The organism is Lichenifustis flavocetrariae (genome assembly GCF_026130545.1).
GTDB classification, from domain to species: Bacteria; Pseudomonadota; Alphaproteobacteria; order Rhizobiales; family Beijerinckiaceae; genus Lichenihabitans; species Lichenihabitans flavocetrariae.
In genome coordinates this window covers 642,946-661,234 of record NZ_JAMOIM010000001.1, presented here as the reverse complement: position 1 = coordinate 661,234, position 18,289 = coordinate 642,946, and the positions used below count along the sequence as shown (strand labels likewise).

The following is an 18,289-nucleotide window of genomic DNA, read 5'->3' as shown; positions in this document are numbered from 1 at the left end:
GAACCCTGGACGCAGTCGAATCTGCCTACGCGGCTTGTGGTGCGAGCCGGCTCACTTCTTCGTTGATCAAATCGCGGTAAGGTCCCTCGGATTGCATCAGTTCGTCAGGCGGTCCGTCCTGCACGACCTTGCCGCCGCGTAGAACGAGGATGCGATCGAAACCGCGCAGCGTGGAAAGTCGGTGCGCCACAGTCAGCACTGTCCGATGCGTCATCAAACGTTCGAGCGCCTGCCGAATCGCCTCCTCGGATTCGCTATCGAGTGCCGACGTGGCTTCGTCGAGCAGGAGGATCGGGGCGTTCTTCAGGAAGGCACGCGCGATGGCGATGCGTTGGCGCTGGCCGCCCGACAATTTCGTGCCCCGGTCGCCAACGATGGTTTCGAGGCCCTCGGGGAGATTCTCGACGAAGGGCCGGCACTTGGCCGCGATGGCGGCATTCCAGACCTCCTCGTCAGACGCCTCTGGACGGCCGTACCGGATGTTGTCCGCGAGGCTGCGGTTCAGCAGCGCTGTATCCTGCGGCACGACGGCGATCGCATCCCGCAAGCTCGTTTCGGTGATCCGGGACACATCCTGACCGTCGATCAGAATCCGGCCGCCCTGGACGTCGTAGAAGCGCTGCAGCAGGGAGATCAGCGTCGACTTGCCACCGCCTGACGGCCCCACCAGGCCGACGCGCTGTCCGGGCTCGATTTCGATTGTGAGGTCTTCGAAGATGGCGCGGCCCGACGGATATTTGAAGGACACACGGTCGAAAGTGACACGCGCCCCGGAAGCGACCAGCGGCATGGCATCCGGATGGCTGGCCATCTGATAGGGCGTGAGCAGCGTCTTCAGGGCTTCCGAGAGCCGCGCCAGGTGCTGCGTGACATCGACCAGCGCGACAGCGAGGTCACGCGTGGCACTGAGAACCGACAGCCCGAGCGTGGCGACAAGCACCACGTCGCCAGCGGTCGCTTCCTTGGCCTGCCAGAGCCGGATCGCCCAGGCCAAGAGGCCAAGCGTCATCACCACGACCACGAAAGCGTGCAGCAGGCGCATCTTCTCGAGATATTGAAGGCTCTTACGACGTGCGAGGAGTTCGCGACCAACCGTCACGTCGAACCTGTTGTGCTCGCGCGCCACGCCGCCGAAGGCTTTGACGAGATTCATATTGCCGATCACGTCGATCATCTCGCCGTCGACGGCGGCGGCCTTGTCGGCGAAATCATGATGCAGCGGCTTGCCGGCGGCCGCGATGCGGAACATCACGAACATCACGCCGCCCGCGACCACGACGAGGAAACCCGCCATCTTGACGCTCACCACCGTCAGGAACGCGATGGCGCCCACGGTCGCGACGCACGGCGGCAGGACGTTCCAGACAAACATGTTCTCGATCGTGAACACGGCGTTGGACGTCGCCGTGATGCGACTCGTCAAGACACCGGGTAGCCGGTCGGCGAAATAGCTCGGCGCGTGACCCGTCAGATAGCGAAACAAGTCGGAGCGCAGATCACCGGTGACGCTGACGAAGGCGAAACTCGCGATCCAGCTGGCGATCCGCCAGAGAAAGTTGTCGCAGGCCACGAACGACACCAGAACAGCGAAGGCCGTCCAGGGGCCGGAATCGTTTCCCGGCCCCCTCGACAGAGTGTCGACCAGGAATTTCACGCCGTATTGCGTGCTCACCGAGCACGTCACCGCCCCAAGCACGGCGATCAGGATCGACGCATGCGCCAAACGTCTGCGCTGCACGTAGCGCGCGAAGAAGGCGAACGGGCGATCCGCATATTCATCCATTGATGGAGAAATGATTCCCGATCCTCACCGCTTCGTCGTGTCTACCTATCTAGCGCCTAATCCAAACAAATCATGCGACAGGCCGCAAGCTTTTAGGCCAAGGCGAAACGACCGGCGACATCAAAGGTCAGGGCTGAGTTGGTGTATCGGCTTCAAGCTCTGCTTCATCCGAGGGCCGCGTCTCCGGCATGGCCAGGAAGACGGCCAGGAAGGCGACGGCGGCCACGATCCCCATGGCGACAAAAGCCGTGTAGCTCCCGAAGCGATCCGCAAGACTGCCGGCCACCGTGCTGCTGATCGAGGCTCCAAGCCCTACGGCGCAACCGATGGCGCCTTGGGCGAGATTGAAATGCCCTGTGCGTCGCGTGACATCCGCCATTGTGAGAGGAACCAAGACACCGAGGACGGCGCCAGACACGCCATCGAGTGCCTGGACCAGGACGAGTAGATGCGGGTCGACCACCACAGCGAAAAGCAGCCCGCGAATTGGCAGAACCGCGAAGCCGATCAGAAGCAGAGGCCGCCGCCCCCAGGCCTGGGCCTTGATGCCGACGAGCGGCGACAGGATCGCGACGATCGCTTGCGGCACCACGATCGCCGCAGCGACCATGACGGTGGCCGAAGATGAGGAGCGAAGGGTCACCATGCTGGCTGCAAGGGGGAGCATGGCCGCATTGGCAAGCTGAAACAGAACCATACAACCGGCGAAGACCATCAGGGCCCGGTCTCTGAGCAAAACTCGCAGACCCGCGAAGGCAACCGTCCAGGATTGACCAGGATGAGGTGCCACTGGGGCCGTCCGAGGCGCGACCTCCGCCGGCTGGATGCGGAGCAACGCCAGCAAGGCCGGTACGACAAGCAATGCAGCCACATAGAAGACGGCCTGGCTCGACAGATAGTAGCCGCAGACGCCCATGCCGGCCGCCGCAAGGCCGGTGCCGATCGACATGAAGGAGGCGTTACGGCCGAGCCGCGCGCTGATCCCCGGAGGCCCGACGAGGTTGAGGCTCATCGAGGCAATCGCCGGCCCGAGGACACAACTGGCGCCGGCGTGGACCAATCGCGTTGCCAGAACCAGGGGAAACACCGGCCATGCCGCCAAACCGAAGGCCGCCGCGCCGATCGCCGACACGGCCACGGCCGCCGTCGCACGGAGGGAGCGAACCGAATCGACCAAGGCGCCGAGTGGGACCTGCGCGAAGAGCCCCACCAATCCGGCAGCGGTCAAAACGAGTCCGATATCCGTCTGCGTCCATTTCTCGGACGTCAAATAGACGGCCACGAACGGACCGAACCCTGTCTGAATGTCGGCCACGAAGAACACGAACCAATCGAGAGCCCAACGGCTCCTGCGCGACGGCAAAGGCCTCGGCCTGGAAGGCGCAGGTGCGGCAATGGGCTCGATACGATTCGTCACGCTCTGTTTGGCAGCACCTCAATTGGGCGGGGGCGCGGCAAGCGCTGGTGCAGGTGCGGGTGTGGGAGCTGGTGCAGGCGTAGGAGTTGGCGACGGTTTAACCTGGTCGGCCGCCGGACCCAGCACAACCACGGGCTCCCCCTCCTTGTAGACGGGAGCCGAGCGCAGTTGATCCTGGGGCAAGCCGACGATGAGATGATCGAGCTTGCCATCGGCAGCCATGCGGATCGAGCGCCAGTCCACTGCGATCTTCCGGCTGCCGACGCCGAGAAAACCACCGAAATCGATCACCGCGGCACGAATCTGCCCAGCCTTGTCGACGATGACGTCGACGATTCGGCCGAGATCCTCCCCCGTATTGCTTTGAACCTTCTTGCCGAGCAAGCTTTCAGCAGCCTTGCCGTCGATGACGGTCGCAGGCGTGCCGACCGTTTCGGGTGGCTTGCCGTCCGGCGCCGCGGCGGCCGGCGCCTCGGGTGGCGAAGCGGCAGGCGCCGATTGCGCGACCTGAAATGCAGTCACTTGAGCGACCCCGGCCGTCAGCAGGGCACCGCAGGCCATGACGGAGATCCACACGGTTTGTCGCAGGGCGGCAACGACTTTGAAACGCATCGCAATCTCGCTTACGGGAACGACAACCCTTGCGCCCGTCGCACAACTCTCGGGCGAAGCGGACCATCGCTGCGACCATCATAGGCGCGACCGCTCAATATATTCTATACATCCGCTCAAGGTTTACGAAACGATCAAGTCCCTCATGAGAACCACCCTTTGGCCGCAGCTTGCGCGAACGCTGCGTCTGGGCTGAAGGGCGGCACCCAATCCAGACGCCGGCGGGTGTCGCCGATGTCGACCTGCAGCGAGCCGGTGAGACGCTGTATCGCCGCCTGCTGACGGACCAGGATCGCAGCGGCGCGCAACGACCAGACGGGCACCGGCACGAGGCGGACGGGACGGTCAAGGGAACGTCCAAGCGCCCGCAACAAGCCCGGCGTCGACAGATCGACGCCGTCGCTGGCCATGAGCACACCGCCGGGCGCGGCGGGATGTTCGATGCAGCGACGGATGAGATCCGCCAAGTTCCCGACAGCGATCAGCGAGCGCTTGTTGCGCACGGCGCCGAGCGGCAGCGGCACACCGCGCGCGACGAGCGACAGGAGTGCCCGGAAATTGGCTGCCACCCCGGCTCCATAGACAAGCGGCGGCCTGATGATCACCACCTCCATGCCGGTTCGATTCGCCAGTTCCCGCAGGCCGACCTCGGCTTCGAATTTTGAACGGCCGTAGGGATCGAGCGGTACCGGCACATCTCCGGGTCGGAACGGTCGCCCAGGCTCGGTCTGTTCTCCGTTGACCTTGATCGAGCTCATGAAAATCAGGCGCTTGACTCCGTTCGCCTGCGCCTGGCGGGCGAGCGCCAGGGTGCCATCGACATTGGTGTGGCGGTGCGCCGCCAGAGGGTCCACAGTCGCGTCCTGCATCTGGTGGACGCGAGCCGCCAGATGAATCACCACACGGGCACCGCCGAGCGCATTACGCCAGTTCGTCTCCGGCCCGATCTCGCCGATGCCAAAAATGCCCGGCTGTGGTCGGCGGCCGATCTGTCTGTGTTCGATCCTTTTCGCATCCAGAAGATCGCACAGCGCGCGGCCGACGAAACCGGTTGCGCCCGTGACGGCGATCATGACGCCACCTGGGTCACGGCATCCTCAGGCATGCGCTCAGGTCGGCAGGGCCACAGCGCGAGCGATCGCCTGCGGCACCCCTAACTCGCGGGACGCTGGCGTCCCGCTGATCTCGGTCCGCGCCGGGATGCGGCCGGTATATTCCCGGACGGTGCGGGCCAGGAGTTCACAGGCGCCCACCTCGTCTCCCGCCAGAATGGTTTGTTCGAGCCCCTCGGTGACCCTCGCGATCTCGCCGAGTTCGATCAGGCGCGGCAGCGCGGCCTTGATGCCGGCCGCCCCGGTCGGACTGAGCGTCTCGCGGGCATCGAACAATTCTTCAAAGAGCTTCTCGCCAGGCCGCAATCCGGTGAAGACGACTTTGATGTCCTGCTCGACCCGAAGGCCCGAGAGGCGGATCATCTTGTAGGCGAGGTCGACGATCTTGACCGGCTTGCCCATATCGAGGACGAAGATGCCGCCTCTCTGCGTCTGCGGATCGAGGCCCTGAACGGCCGCCTGGAGGACAAGCTCGCAGGCCTCGGGAATGGTCATGAAGAAGCGCTCGATGTCGGGATGCGTGACCGTGATCGGGCCCCCTGCCTTCAACTGCTTCTCGAACAGCGGCACGACGGAGCCGGCCGAGCCGAGCACGTTGCCGAATCGTACGGTGACAAACCGGGTGCGATTGCCACTCTCGCTCACGTCGAGGGCCTGGCAATACATTTCAGCGAACCGTTTGCTTGCTCCCATGATGTTGGTCGGATTGACGGCCTTGTCGGTCGACACCATCACCATGGCGTTGACCTCAAAGGCGATGCTCGCATCGGCGACATTCCGGGTCCCGATCACATTGGTGTGCAATCCCTCAAGAGGTTGAGCCTCCACGATCGGAACATGTTTGAGGGCTGCCGCGTGGAAGACTATGTCGGGGCGCGCCGCCTCGAAGAGCCGATGCACCGTATCGCGTTCGCGCACGTTGCCGACGCGGGCCACGATATCGAGTCCGGGATGGGCGCGGCGCAAATCCCCGTCGATGCTGTAGAGCAGGAACTCGGAGGCATCGATCAGGGTGAGCTTGGCCGGCGCGAGAGCGGCCAACTGCCGCGAGAGCTCCGACCCGATCGACCCCCCTGCGCCGGTGATCAGAATGCTGGCGCCTTCCACCATCTGCGAGATGCGCGGCAGGTCGAACGTCACCGGCTCACGGTCGAGCAGATCCTCGATGGCAATCGGTTTCAGTTCGATATGGCTGAGATCGGCGTCCCGCAAGTCCGCCAGATTCGGCAGCCGCAGCAGATCGATACCGAGTTCCCGCGTTTGTTCGAGAAGGAGCTCGACCTTGTCGGCGCCGAGTTCCCGCTCCCCCTTGACGAGCAGCAGGCTTTCCGGTCGCCGACCCTTCAAGCCGTAGCGATGCACCAGGTCAGGAATATCTTCGATCGTGCCCAGGACCTTTGCGCCGCGCAGCATGCGCCCCGTTCGGCGCCCACTGTCGTCGATCACGCCGAGAACATCGAATGGCATGTCATTGCGTTCGGTGACGGCGCGGATGAAGGCCTCGGTCTGGTCGCTGGCGCCGATCAGGAGGACCGGCTTGAGGTGTCGGCGGAACCGTCCTCCACCCGTCGCGCGATGACTTTTCCAGATCCTGTACACCGCACGCGGCCCGGCCAGGAAGATGATCATAAAAGCCCAGGCCGCGATCACCGAGGTGCGCGGGACATATTCGAGGCGGGCGACCACGAAATAAACCAGCGTGAAGAACACCGACGTCGCCGTTGCGGCCTTCATCACGGCCACGAGATCGGTCAGCGAGGCGTAGCGCCAGATCCCGGCATTGAGGCCGGTCAGCGGTGTGATGATGGCGGCGATCGCGGTGAACACCAGCAAGGGCGGAAGGTAGTCGGAGAATTCGTGGGCAAACCGATCGGCGCCAAGGCGAAGCATGAGGGCCACGACATAGGCGGCCGCCGACATGACGACGTCGTGGAGGAAAGCGGCCCCTCGAAGCATCAGAGTTCGTTTGGAAATCCGTTTCGCCATCAACCAGGTCGTTCTTGATCTTCTCGCGTCGACATCGATCAGGGCAGGCTTTCGGATCCCACGCTTCGCCCTCACCTTAGCAGGTCGGCTTCTGCCCCGGATAGATCAGGCTTTGATGACATGTGGTGCGGAAAGGCCAAGCCGTTCGCAGACGTTTCTTGTGTCGATCACGAGCTTGGACGAGGCCACCACCATGCCATAGTCGACCGCGTCATGGTCGGTGGCGATCAGCACGACATTATAGCGGCCTAAGGCCTCAGGGGTGAGTTCGACAGAGCGCCGACCCCCAAGTCGCGTGTGATCGCGGTCCGGCGGGACCACCGGCACATGCGGATCATGAAAGTCGACCTGGCTCGACCGCAGCTCCAAAAGCTCGATCAAGCGGATCGACGGGCTTTCGCGCAGGTCGTCGATGTTCTTCTTATAGGCAATCCCAAGAACCAGGATGGCCACGCCCGACAGCCCGCGGCCCTGGTCACGGTCGAGAGCCTCGGCCAGCCGGTCGACGACGTGCTGTGGCATGGCGGTATTGATCTGACCGGCAAGTTCGATGAACCGTGTCGTGAAATCGAACTCACGCGCCTTCCAGGTCAGGTAGAAGGGGTCGATCGGGATGCAATGTCCACCAAGGCCGGGCCCGGGATAGAACGGCATGAAGCCGAAGGGTTTGGTCTTTGCGGCTTCGATCACCTCCCAGACGTCGATCCCCATCTTGTCGTAGATGAGCTTCAATTCGTTCACGAGCGCGATATTCACCGACCGGAAGATGTTCTCTGTCAGCTTCACGGCTTCGGCGGTCGTGGTGGAAGATACGGGGACGACCTTCGTGACCAGGGCCTGATAAAGCGCTGTGGCGAGCGTCGCGGCCGCGGCCCCATCGCCGCCGACGACTTTCGGGATCACGGCCGTTCGGAATTCACGATTGCCGGGATCCTCGCGCTCGGGGGAATAGGCCAGAAAGTAATCCGCTCCCCGCCGGAGACCCGATTCGTCGAGGATCGGCGCGACGACTTCCATCGTGGTGCCCGGCCAAGTGGTGGATTCAAGAACGACAAGGTGCTGCGGCCGCAGGCGGCGTGCGATCTGTCGCGCGGCGTCAGCGACATGGGAGAGGTCAGGGTCGCGGGTTTTGGTGAGCGGCGTCGGGACCGCGATGATGACGGCGTCCACGCTGGCCAATTTGTCGAAATTGGTGGTCGCTTCGAAGCGTCCCTCTGCGAGCGCCGACGCGATGCGCGCATCGGCAACGTGCGTCGTAAAGCTCGTTCCTGCATTGATCTCGGCGACGCGTGCGGGGTTCACGTCGAATCCGACCACTGCGAACCCAGCCTCGCATGCCGTCAAGGCGAGCGGAAGGCCAACATAGCCGAGGCCGATCACCCCGAGAGAGTAGTGTCGCGCTGCGATCCGCTCGACCAGATCATCGACCGTGACAGGCGCGATCATATCGGAGACCTAGGATCGAGGACTGTCGCACAGCGTCCGCGTTTCACTTCAGCGCGCGCTGAACCGCACCCAAAAACCACTCTCATCCCCGCGCTTTCTGCCGGGAGGCTTCGCGCCGGCCGATTCCGTCGACCTGCCCGGTCTGCAGACATTGACCATAAAGGCGGGTGGTGGCTTCGGCCACCTGCTGTATCGTAAAGCCATCGAGAACGCGATTGCGCGCCGCGGTGCCCATCCGAGCGATGGCGCGTGGGTTCTCGAAAAGCCATACGAAGGCCCGGGCCAGGGCGGCCGCATCTCCCGGGGGGACCACCAACCCCTCGACACCGTCCCGCACGAATGTGGCGCAACCAGGGGTGGCAGTGGTCACGATCGGGCGCGCGGCCGCAGCCCCTTCCAGAAGGGACCGCGGCAGTCCCTCGCCGCCGATCGACGGCACACAGACGACGTGGTGGTCGCGCCATACGGCGTGCACGTCGTTGGTGCGGCCCACCCACGTGATGCCGGGCCGATCGGCGAGAGCCCGCAGGTCGGTTTCGGAGAGACTGCGCGGATTTCCCAGATCCGGGGTGCCGACCAGCGTCAGCGTGACGTCCGCTCCGGCAGCCCGCGCAAGCGCGATCCCCTCGACCGCAACCGTCACGCCTTTCGAATAGATCATGCGGGCCACCATCGCGATCCGCAGCGGCGGAGCGCTCGGGAGCGGCATGGCGATGTCGATCGTCGGATCGATTCCCGCGCCGCCGACCACCAACGCCTTGGGGCCTTGAGGATCGATCCCGAGCCATTCGGGATCCTGGCGATTCTCGAAGATATAGGCTGCGCGACGCCCGCCCAAGACGTACTTCAGGCACCAACCCAGCGCCACCAGGATGGCGCGAGCCCGCAGGCCCTTCGAGGCACCCAGCAGGCCCAAGCCCGTCAGCGATTGGACACGTACGGGGATGCCGGCCCACATGGCTGCAAGGCCGCCGATGACGATCATGCGCAGCGAGATCAGATGAACGATCGCAGGCTGTTCACGCCGCAGGACCGCGTGGATTCGACGAATTTGAGCCAGGCACCCGAACAGGCCTTGGCGATCGCGAAACGACGCGGTGTCGAGAACCCTTATCCCGGCGGCCTCGATCCGGCGTCTTAAATCCGGGTCGTTGACGCGGAGCAAGACGCTCACGGTGTAGCCATTCCGCTGAACGAGACTTGCAATGGGCAAGAAATGCGAGGCGAAAAACCAGTCTTCCGCGATGACGAAAAGTACGCTTCGGGGCGTCGACATATCCTCTTTCAAGCCTTGGACGACGGATCGTCCTTTGCGCATCGAGGCAGCACGCCCGATTGAAGTTCGTCTGGCGCCTCGTCCGCATGGCGCCCGCAAATCGAGCGCATCAGCGAATTGCAGACGTTTGGTGCCGGTTGCAGGAATCGAACCCGCGACCTACTGATTACAAATCAGTTGCTCTACCAACTGAGCTAAACCGGCAGGCCCTTCCAGCTATCAAGATCGGCGCGTCCTGACAAGGACGGCTATCGGCCAACCTGGTGACAAGGCGCATTTCTCCGCACTCTTCCCTTCGTCCGACCTCGACATGTCGGATCGGAACAAGTCTTGCAGAAACGGTTCGGGTCAACTCCGGATCGGGGAACAGCGCGCCCATGATGTGGCGCGTCGGACAGCCGGAACGCGACGGGGAAACAGAATGGGATATTGGACCGCGAAAGCCGCTTCATTGTTGCTTCCCGCTCTGCTGCTAAGCGGAGCAGCAGCAGCGGCGGCCGAACCCGAGAGCTGCAAGACGGTGAGGTTTTCGGATGTCGGCTGGACCGACATCACCGCCACCACCGCGACGGCCTCCACCATCCTCAAGGGGTTGGGTTACACGCCGACCACCACGGTCCTCTCCGTCCCTGTCACTTATACGTCTCTCAAGAACAAACAGATCGACGTGTTTCTGGGCAACTGGATGCCCACCATGGAGGCCGATCGCAAGCCTTTTATCGACGACAAGTCCGTCGACATCGTCGGCGACAACCTGCAGGGCGCCAAATACACGCTGGCGGTCCCTCAATATCTGTTCGATGCGGGGCTCAAGTCCTTTGCGGATATCGGTAAGTTCAAAGACAAGCTCGATGGCAAGATCTACGGGATCGAGCCGGGCAATGACGGCAACCGTCTCATCCTCGGAATGATCAAGGACGACAAGTTCGGCCTGAAGGATTTCAAGCTCGTGGAATCGAGCGAGCAGGGCATGCTGTCGCAGGTGGAGCGAGCGACGAAACGCAACGAGCCGATCGTCTTCCTGGGTTGGGAACCGCATCCGATGAACGTGAAGTTCAAGATCGATTACCTGTCGGGCGGCGACGACGTGTTCGGGCCGAATTACGGCGGCGCCACCGTCTATACCAACGAGCGAGCCGACTATGCGAAGACATGCCCCAATGTGGGCAAGCTCGTCGCCAACCTGAAGTTCACGCTGCCGATGGAGAACCAGATCATGGGCTCCATCCTGTTCGACGACCAGGAGCCCGGCAAGGCGGCAACCGACTGGCTCAAGGCCAATCCGGGCATGCTCGACGCCTGGCTGGCCGGCGTCACAACCTTCGATGGCCAGCCCGGCCTGCCGGCCGTCAAGAAAAGCCTCGGCCTTTGATCTTCCGACTGCCAAGCAAGGGCGCCCTGCCCTCGCCCGGCGTCTCGGCCCAGGAGCGGCGCTGATCCATGGACCCGGTCACAGGTTTCGTTTCCGATCATAAAATTCCGGTCGGCCGCGAACTCAACATGGCGATGAATGCCCTGAAGGACGGGTCGGGGGCGTTCTTCGACGATGTCTCGGACGGCCTGAGCTTCCTCATCGACCATACGTCGGCAACCCTGACGGCGGTGCCGCCGCTCCTGTTTTGCGTGCTCCTGGCCTGTGTCGTCTATGCGATCCGCCGGTCGTGGCGGGTCGCTCTCTTCGCCTTCCTGGCGCTTCTGTTCATCCTGAACCAGGGCTATTGGGCCGACACGATCATCACTCTCGTCATCACCTTCTATGCCACGCTCGCCTCCATGCTGGTGGGTGTGCCGATCGGCATTGCGGCCGGGCATCGCGACTGGCTCGCAAAAGCCCTGCGGCCGCTGCTCGACCTGATGCAGACGCTTCCCACCTTCGTTTATCTGATCCCCATGCTGTCTCTGTTCGGGCTCGGCGTGGTCCCCGGCATTATCGCAACTGTGATCTTCTCGATCCCGGCGCCGATCCGCATGACCCAGCTCGGCATCGCAAGCGTCCCCCTGCCCCTCCGCGAGGCTGGCGAAGCCTTCGGGGCGACGCGGAGCCAATTGCTGCGCAAGGTGGAGTTGCCGCATGCCGCGCCGGCGATCATGGAAGGTTTGACGCAGACCATCATGCTCTCGCTGTCCATGTCGGTGATCGCCACGATGGTCGGCTCGGGCGGACTCGGGGTGCCGGTGCTGCGCTCGCTCAATCAGGTGAAGCCCGCCATGGGGTTCGAGGCCGGTCTCGCGATCGTCCTCGTCGCTATCCTGCTCGACCGCACGTTCCGGCGCCCCGCGCAGACCTTGAGGCCCGCCTGATGGACGCAGCCGTTACCTTCCGCGATGTCGATATCGTCTTCGGCAATGCCTCGCCCAAGCGGGCGCTCGCCCTGCTCGATGCCGGCAAGACCCGTGAAGAGATCATCACCGCCACGGGCCAGGTGGTCGGCGTGGCCAAGGCCAATCTCACCGTGGAACGCGGCGAGATCTGCGTGCTGATGGGCTTGTCCGGGTCGGGCAAGTCCACGCTTTTGCGCGCCGTCAACAAGCTGAATAAACCAGCGCGCGGCGATGTGCTGGTCGACTACAAGGGCCGCAGCGTGAACGTCACCACCTGTGACGCTCCGACGCTGCGCGACCTGCGTTCCGGCGGCGTGGCGATGGTGTTCCAGCAGTTCGGCCTTCTCCCCTGGCGAACGGTGCGCGACAATGTTGGCCTCGGTCTGGAGCTGCGCGGCATCGCCCGTGCCGAGCGGGACCGCATCGTCGATGCCAAGCTCGCGATGGTGGGACTGGACCGTTGGGCGGAAAAATACGCCCACGAACTCTCCGGCGGCATGCAGCAGCGCGTGGGCCTCGCCCGCGCCTTCGCCACGGATGCCGACATTCTGCTGATGGACGAGCCCTTCTCGGCCCTCGACCCGCTGATCCGCACCAAGCTGCAGGACGAATTGCTCGACCTGCAAAGCAAGCTGAAGAAGACGATCCTGTTTGTCAGCCACGACCTCGACGAGGCGATCAAGCTCGGAAACCGCATCGTCATCATGGAAGGTGGCCGGATCATCCAGGCCGGGACGGCCCAGGACATCGTGCTCCGCCCCGCGAACGCCTATGTGGCCGAATTCGTCCGGCACATGAATCCATTGGAAGCCCTACGGGCCGCATCCGTGATGACCCCGCTCGCTGAGATGCAGCGGGATGGATCGACCGTGATGGCATGCGCCATTTCGCGGCTGCGCGTGACATTGCAGGCCGACAACAAGATCCTGGCCTCCTCTCACGGCGAGGCGGCGGTGCCGGGAACCATCGCCCCCTCGTCGGGCTTGAACGGACACGGAATCGGTGCGTCCGCCATCACGATCCCGGGTGATCTGCCCTTGAAGCAGGCTGTCGCGCTCCGGCATAGCCAGAATTGTCCGCTTCTCGTGGTCGATGCTCACGGCGCGCTCCTCGGCACGATCGGCGAATCGGAGATCTTCAGGGCCCTGCTCCGCATCTGATCGACATCGGCATCAACGCCTCGATCACCCCGAAGGCGCCATAGGCAACGCGCACAGTTCCCAGAGTCCGACGAGCCCGTGCCAAGCGTTGCCCCCTCCACGTCACGCTTTGCCCGCATCGTGCCGAACCTTCTTGCAGACGACGCCCCGCTCCTTTAGTGTCCTGTTCGGCGGCGCAGAATTGGCCGACCTCAGTGAACCGCGCGCCCGTAGCTCAGCTGGATAGAGTACCAGACTTCGAATCTGGGTGTCGGGAGTTCGAATCTCTCCGGGCGCGCCAATGAAATCAGATACTTAGCCGGATTGGTGCTTCCCATAGATGGCGATTGGGAAGCGCATGGGAAGCTGGGAGTTATCCACAGCTTCCCGGTTCGACCTACTCCGACAATGTGTCTTGGACCACCGCTGAACGATGCCTGAGACCCAATCAGAGTGGGGAGTGGTACTGACCGGCCACCCTTTCGATTTGGATGCGTGGTTGCAAGCGCTACCCACGGGGGCGAACCCTTGGGTTGTGAAGGTTCGAGACGAACACGTCCTTCGATCCATCTCATTCGACAGTCTCGCTGACCCGGCCCAGATTATTGATGCCGCGACTTTCCTTGTCGAGCTGATCAACGGCGCCTTGCTCGCGAGCAATCCCGGGGGTGAAAGGGTTACACTCGGAGCGGTGCTAGAGCTGCTAGCCGACGGTTCAATCAACCATCACGTCCACCTAGCCGGCACCGTTAACGCTCGTTCCCGAGTTTCGGCCACGCTGACCGTTGGCGCTGAAAGGCAACCACAGATCCCCAGCGTAGTGCAGAATTGGTTGGGCAGCGCTGAAGCTGACCCCGACCGCTCCGACCTGCTCGTTTATGCGTCGCGAGCCGACAACTGGTTTGACATCTACAAAGCAATCGAATGCATCGAGAGGATCTTTGGTGGCGAACGTGGGCTAACGGCGGCCGAGATTGTACCAACCAGCCGAATCAAGCTGCTGAAGCGTACAGCCAACACGATCGCGAGACATGCCAACCGGCAGTTTCCGCCTCCGGAAGTACCTATGTCGCTTGGCGACGCCAAAGGCATTTTGAGCGTCCTCGTGCGCCACGTGTTCAGTAATTGCTGAGTAGGTGCTGGAGGCTGGCAACAATCTGCCGGCGCGCCCCTGATCGTCTTTGCTCAAGCGCTCGGCCACACCGACACGCGAATGGTGGACAAGCACTACGCTCACCTTGCGCCGTCCTATGTGGCCGATACGATCAGGGGCACCGCGCCGAATCTTGCGACCTAGACGGCGATCCCGCCTTTTAGGACGGTGTCGCGTTGAACCGATCTAATGATCATTCCTGCCAGTTGTGATCTAAGATCGTCGCTTTGCTTCAGCAGTTCGGTGAGCAATTGCTGCGCCGATTCGCTATCGTTGCGCTGGCGGAATAGTGCTTTTCTGGCAACGCTAGTCAGCTCGTCGCTAAGGGGCTCGTCAATCAAGATCATGCACGTCTCTCCTGATAAAAATCGAAAATCTCAAGCCGCCAGCCGATCCCCCAGCATGGCCGCCACGTGCCGAAGGGCCCGCTGTAACGTCACGCCCGTGTCCTGCTTGTCGGCGTGCTCGATCGTGTAATCCAGCCACATGGCAAGCTCCTGGCCTGACCCTGGCACCAACGCGGTGAACCGGGTCCAAGCCTCGTCCTCGTCCCAACCCGCGGCATTGGCGGCGGCATCGGCCGCGAAGTAGGTGGCGATCTCTTCGGGCGCGTGCGGCCCATGGATGGTGGTCAGCGCCTCGCGGATCTCGTCGTGCTGCTCCATCTCGTGCTGGGGGTCGAACAGCTCGTGCAGGGCCCACGAGCGTTCGCGTGTGGCCAGGACGGCCGCATAGGCGCGGCGGTGCTGGGCAATCGCGAAGGCGATCGGATCGGCGGGGGTGTGGTTCGGCAAAGTGGTGTCGTACACGCCGAAGGGCGTGGTAAGGATTTGGGTAGCCATGAGACGAGGCCTTTCGTTTGGTGGTTAGGCCCGGTGAGGAACTGCAATTCCTTGCCGGTGCCGTCATAATGCGCCGGAGCCTAGCCACAGTCAAGCCATTGAAGATAATAGCTTTTGTCGTACGACATAGCCCGACAAAAGAGACAACTTTGGGCAGCCGGCGTGGTGTTCGTACCCGAGAATGGGGACGGGCCCGGCGTGCGCCTGCGGAAAGCTCAAACGCCATGATGACCGCAGCCGAGTACGTGTCACGCGTTGTGGAGCCTACGCTCGAGGAGTTTCGGCGGCACCGCACGGACCTACGCCGAGGCATGCTTGCCAGCATGGCGGTGTTGCACGTGGTGGATTTCGTGATGCAGTACCGGAACGCCACGACGCAGGCTGGGATGGACGCAATAGATGCGTTCAAGAAATGTATCTGCCCATCTCACCCGGGCTTTAACGCCGTGAATAACTTCGCCCTCGCCTCGAAGCACGGCACGATCAAGAAGCTACCCGGTTTCGACACTGACAAGCATCGGGTCTTGTCGTACTCACCAATGTTTCCCTTCGGCCTTCTTGGCGCGATGCCGTCCGATCTTCTCGTAGAATTTCCTGACGGTTCTTGCGTGCGCCTCTTGGTCGCCCTCGACGCGACCATGGCGCTGTACCGTGCCGAGTTCCCTGAGGCCTTCGGACCTTCGGAGCTGGCCGAACCATGATGATGGCTGCTAGGCCCTAGCCAGCGAAAAGCCATCTCAGACGACCTTGGTCAATTCGAGCGTTGCATCGCCATGGCATGAGAGCCGGGAACGGACTAGTCTGCTGACTTGCGAAGAAGGCCCCGGAGAGATGCAGCCAATGTCACAACGCGAGTTTTATAAAGAAGGCGATGGCGAGATCGGCTCTCGGTTCTTTCTTGTGCACGATCTGGAACATGGGTCCATGCCGGTCCATGTCCTTCACCTGCAAACAACCGAGCACGACACGTCGCATGCCACGAGCGAAACAGCGTTCATTCTGAGCTTGCCGGACTTTCTTCATGAAAAAAGTCCGGCACAGGGTGCGCTTCTAGACCTCATTGCCACTCTGGCGGCGAGCGAGCCGTAAGGCCCGCCGGCAAGCGTCCAAAACCGAGCACCCAGGTGGCGCGTAGCGACCGCAATAGTCTGGCGGAGCGACGCCCGGGTGCGGGAAGGATGGCGGACCACACGGCCGACCCGAGTGCTCCCGGCGCTTCGTAGTTAACCAAGATTGACAATTTGTCATGCCTCCAACGTAACTGGGTTCCCAATTCGAAAAAGTGCGAATTGCGAATAAAAGGGAGGAGGCGCATGAAAAGCAGTCTTTGGGCGGGCTTGGCCGTAGCGACGGCGGTTATGATCCCAAGCATCTCACAAGCGCAGACGCTGAACCTGAGCTTTAGCGGTCCAGGTGTGGCTGCCGCGTTGACCCTTACAGTCTCACCCGATCTGAATACCGGCCCGTTGGGTACTTCGCCGAATCAGTACGACCCTGTTGGCTCGTATACTATCAACTCGGTAAGCGGCACGTTTTCCGACACCAACAACGGGCTTGGCATCACGAATGCAACCATAACCGGATTTGCAAAATTAAATCAGGTGGACCCGGAGCATGGCAACCTGCTTGCGCCCGCTCGTTTTAGCCTCTTCACTGTTGCCAATGGCGTTGATGATGGCTCCGGACACCCCTCACCGGGGCTTCACTACGACAATCTATTCTATCCAAGCGGATCGCCGCAGACCGCGACCGACTATCCGTTCCACGGTGGCGCGTTCGACATCTACGGCCTGGTGTTCACAATTGCCGGCGGTGATGCCGTGAACCTCTGGAGCAACGGAAATACGCCCGGCGGCCTGAATTACGGGGTTGCGGTTACCGACGGGACCGACGTCTTAGATTACACAAGCGGAGTGTCGGCAGTCCCGCTTCCGTCTTCCGCCCCCATGTTCGGCGCCGCTCTGTTCGGCCTCGCCGGCTTCAGCTATGCGGCCAAGCGCAAGAAGGCTGCTGCCGCAGCCTGACACCGCTTGTTAAAGCCTCCTGGCCGCGGTCAGTAGGCAGGCAAGTCAACGCGAGACACCTGTGGCGAGAGCTGCGAGTGTTCTCGTGCGCAGCGTCGTACTCATCAGCAAGCCATATCCTGGCCTGGCCCTCGATCAGCAATGCATCGCCTTGGGCCGCGTAGGCGGCGGAGATCCCGTTCACCTACCGTCAACCCTCATCCAGCATTGTGGCCAGGCTGACGCGCCGCCGCGTACCGCCTAGGGGCGGATGGCGGCGCGTCGGCACGCAAGTGCCTGGTGGGCCGGACCGCCCGGGACAGATCGGTCCGGCTTGGTGTGAAGGCTGCCGCGGGAGCCTTGCGTCAGGCTGACTGCCCGCGCCCGACGTGGTGATCAGCGTTTGACCAGATCAAAGTTTTACCTATCCTGGTCTCAAGCAATCGGCGCTTGACCAGATTGCCTGGAAACTCCGGGGGGAGTGGCGATGATCATTTTTGTAGGCGCCGTATGCGCCGGCTTGGCCATTCTCGCCTACCTGCTCTACGTCGCACCGGAGATGGACGTCGACTAGAGCCATCTCCAGACCAATTCCAGAACCACGAGCACTGCCCAAAGCAAGCCGGCGGCCCAGAAGATGGTCAGCAGTGATCCGCAGAGCACAAGCATGATCCCGATCCATGGAACGCGGCGCGCGTCTGTGGCCGTTTCTTTCTTGTCTTGAACTGGGACAATGTTGTCCGACATGTGAAGCCCAACGAGCCCTGATGAGCGCAGGCAGCGAGTGTCATGCCGGAACTGAACGGCCGCCGAACAGAATGCCGGCATGGTTAAAAGGGAGGCGACAAGCACCCGACGCCGTGCTTTAGCTTTTTCGGCATGGTTCGGTGCTGTGGTTCGCCTTGGCACGCGAGATGCAGTTTCAGAAGTCGAGCGCTGGGGGGCGATCGATGACATGGAAGCAAGCATTGGTCGGGCACTTGCCCGACAGATCCACGCTGGCTTTGGCTATGGTGATTGCCGGCCTGGCAACTGGCGCGGTATGGGCTGTCATCCTGATAGGGATCTTGGGCCTGGCGCTGTGGTGGGTTTTGCCCTAGGGCGTGCAAGCCAGGTGATCCGGACAGCGAGGATTTGCAGAGGGCTGGGCTCCCGTCGGCCCGGGAGAACGTCGCCCGTCCGAACGCAAATGCCCACA

The 18,289-nt window shown here is 62.6% G+C and carries 16 protein-coding genes and 2 tRNA genes; 8 read left to right on the top strand and 10 right to left on the bottom strand.

The genetic code is table 11. The features are described 5' to 3' along the window. Positions 1-25: 25 nt before the first annotated feature. The 8 genes from M8523_RS03075 to M8523_RS03040 form a co-directional block, all read right to left on the bottom strand. Entirely contained in the window at positions 26-1,783 is a 1,758-nt protein-coding gene (locus M8523_RS03075) for an ABC transporter ATP-binding protein (protein ID WP_282583333.1), read from the bottom strand. Between the two features lie 127 nt (positions 1,784-1,910). Beyond that, positions 1,911-3,146: an MFS transporter gene (locus tag M8523_RS03070; RefSeq protein WP_282583332.1), complete on the bottom strand. Its 1,236-nt coding sequence runs from the start codon at positions 3,144-3,146 to the stop codon at positions 1,911-1,913. Positions 3,147-3,218: 72 nt separating this feature from the next. Continuing rightward, the gene (locus M8523_RS03065; RefSeq protein WP_282583331.1) at positions 3,219-3,812 is read right to left on the bottom strand and encodes a PRC-barrel domain-containing protein; all 594 of its coding nucleotides are present in this window, start codon (positions 3,810-3,812) and stop codon (positions 3,219-3,221) included. Positions 3,813-3,955: 143 nt separating this feature from the next. Beyond that, entirely contained in the window at positions 3,956-4,885 is a 930-nt protein-coding gene (locus M8523_RS03060) for an NAD-dependent epimerase/dehydratase family protein (protein WP_282583330.1), read from the bottom strand. 36 nt (positions 4,886-4,921) lie between these two features. Further along, entirely contained in the window at positions 4,922-6,880 is a 1,959-nt protein-coding gene (locus M8523_RS03055; RefSeq protein WP_282583329.1) for a polysaccharide biosynthesis protein, read from the bottom strand. 135 nt (positions 6,881-7,015) lie between these two features. After that, positions 7,016-8,353, bottom strand: a complete 1,338-nt coding sequence (locus M8523_RS03050; RefSeq protein WP_345894217.1) for a nucleotide sugar dehydrogenase — start codon at positions 8,351-8,353, stop codon at positions 7,016-7,018. A gap of 85 nt (positions 8,354-8,438) precedes the next feature. Next, positions 8,439-9,632: a glycosyltransferase gene (locus M8523_RS03045; RefSeq protein WP_282583327.1), complete on the bottom strand. Its 1,194-nt coding sequence runs from the start codon at positions 9,630-9,632 to the stop codon at positions 8,439-8,441. 128 nt (positions 9,633-9,760) lie between these two features. Then, positions 9,761-9,836: transfer RNA gene (locus M8523_RS03040), tRNA-Thr, on the bottom strand. A gap of 217 nt (positions 9,837-10,053) precedes the next feature. Here M8523_RS03040 and M8523_RS03035 point away from each other — a divergent pair. From M8523_RS03035 to M8523_RS03015, 5 genes are all read left to right on the top strand, one after another. Continuing rightward, positions 10,054-11,004, top strand: coding sequence for a choline ABC transporter substrate-binding protein (locus M8523_RS03035; RefSeq protein ID WP_282583326.1), 951 nt, complete (start codon positions 10,054-10,056; stop codon positions 11,002-11,004). A 68-nt stretch (positions 11,005-11,072) separates the two neighbouring features. Continuing rightward, positions 11,073-11,933: a choline ABC transporter permease subunit gene (gene choW, locus M8523_RS03030; RefSeq protein WP_282583325.1), complete on the top strand. Its 861-nt coding sequence runs from the start codon at positions 11,073-11,075 to the stop codon at positions 11,931-11,933. After that, the gene (gene choV, locus M8523_RS03025) at positions 11,933-13,114 is read left to right on the top strand and encodes a choline ABC transporter ATP-binding protein (RefSeq protein ID WP_282583324.1); all 1,182 of its coding nucleotides are present in this window, start codon (positions 11,933-11,935) and stop codon (positions 13,112-13,114) included. Before choW ends, choV begins: the two co-directional genes overlap by 1 nt. Before the next feature lie 203 nt (positions 13,115-13,317). Further along, positions 13,318-13,394, top strand: a tRNA-Arg gene (locus M8523_RS03020). Positions 13,395-13,553: 159 nt separating this feature from the next. Continuing rightward, positions 13,554-14,225, top strand: a complete 672-nt coding sequence (locus M8523_RS03015) for a hypothetical protein (protein WP_282583323.1) — start codon at positions 13,554-13,556, stop codon at positions 14,223-14,225. Positions 14,226-14,386: 161 nt separating this feature from the next. Here the strand turns inward: M8523_RS03015 and M8523_RS03010 are convergent, their stop codons facing one another. Beyond that, positions 14,387-14,593, bottom strand: a complete 207-nt coding sequence (locus M8523_RS03010) for a hypothetical protein (protein WP_282583322.1) — start codon at positions 14,591-14,593, stop codon at positions 14,387-14,389. A gap of 30 nt (positions 14,594-14,623) precedes the next feature. Beyond that, positions 14,624-15,088 carry a hypothetical protein gene (locus M8523_RS03005; RefSeq protein ID WP_282583321.1) on the bottom strand — a complete coding sequence of 155 codons (465 nt, stop codon included), beginning with the start codon at positions 15,086-15,088 and terminating at the stop codon, positions 14,624-14,626. A gap of 311 nt (positions 15,089-15,399) precedes the next feature. On the opposite strand from M8523_RS03005, the gene M8523_RS03000 reads away from it, so the two are divergent. The 3 genes from M8523_RS03000 (at position 15,400) to M8523_RS02990 (ending at position 17,112) form a co-directional block, all read left to right on the top strand. After that, positions 15,400-15,789: a hypothetical protein gene (locus tag M8523_RS03000; RefSeq protein WP_282583320.1), complete on the top strand. Its 390-nt coding sequence runs from the start codon at positions 15,400-15,402 to the stop codon at positions 15,787-15,789. Between the two features lie 139 nt (positions 15,790-15,928). Further along, positions 15,929-16,177, top strand: a complete 249-nt coding sequence (locus M8523_RS02995) for a hypothetical protein (protein ID WP_282583319.1) — start codon at positions 15,929-15,931, stop codon at positions 16,175-16,177. A gap of 224 nt (positions 16,178-16,401) precedes the next feature. Next, a complete protein-coding gene (locus M8523_RS02990) occupies positions 16,402-17,112 on the top strand; it encodes a hypothetical protein (RefSeq protein WP_282583318.1) in 711 nt (236 codons plus the stop codon). Positions 17,113-18,289 lie beyond the last annotated feature (1,177 nt).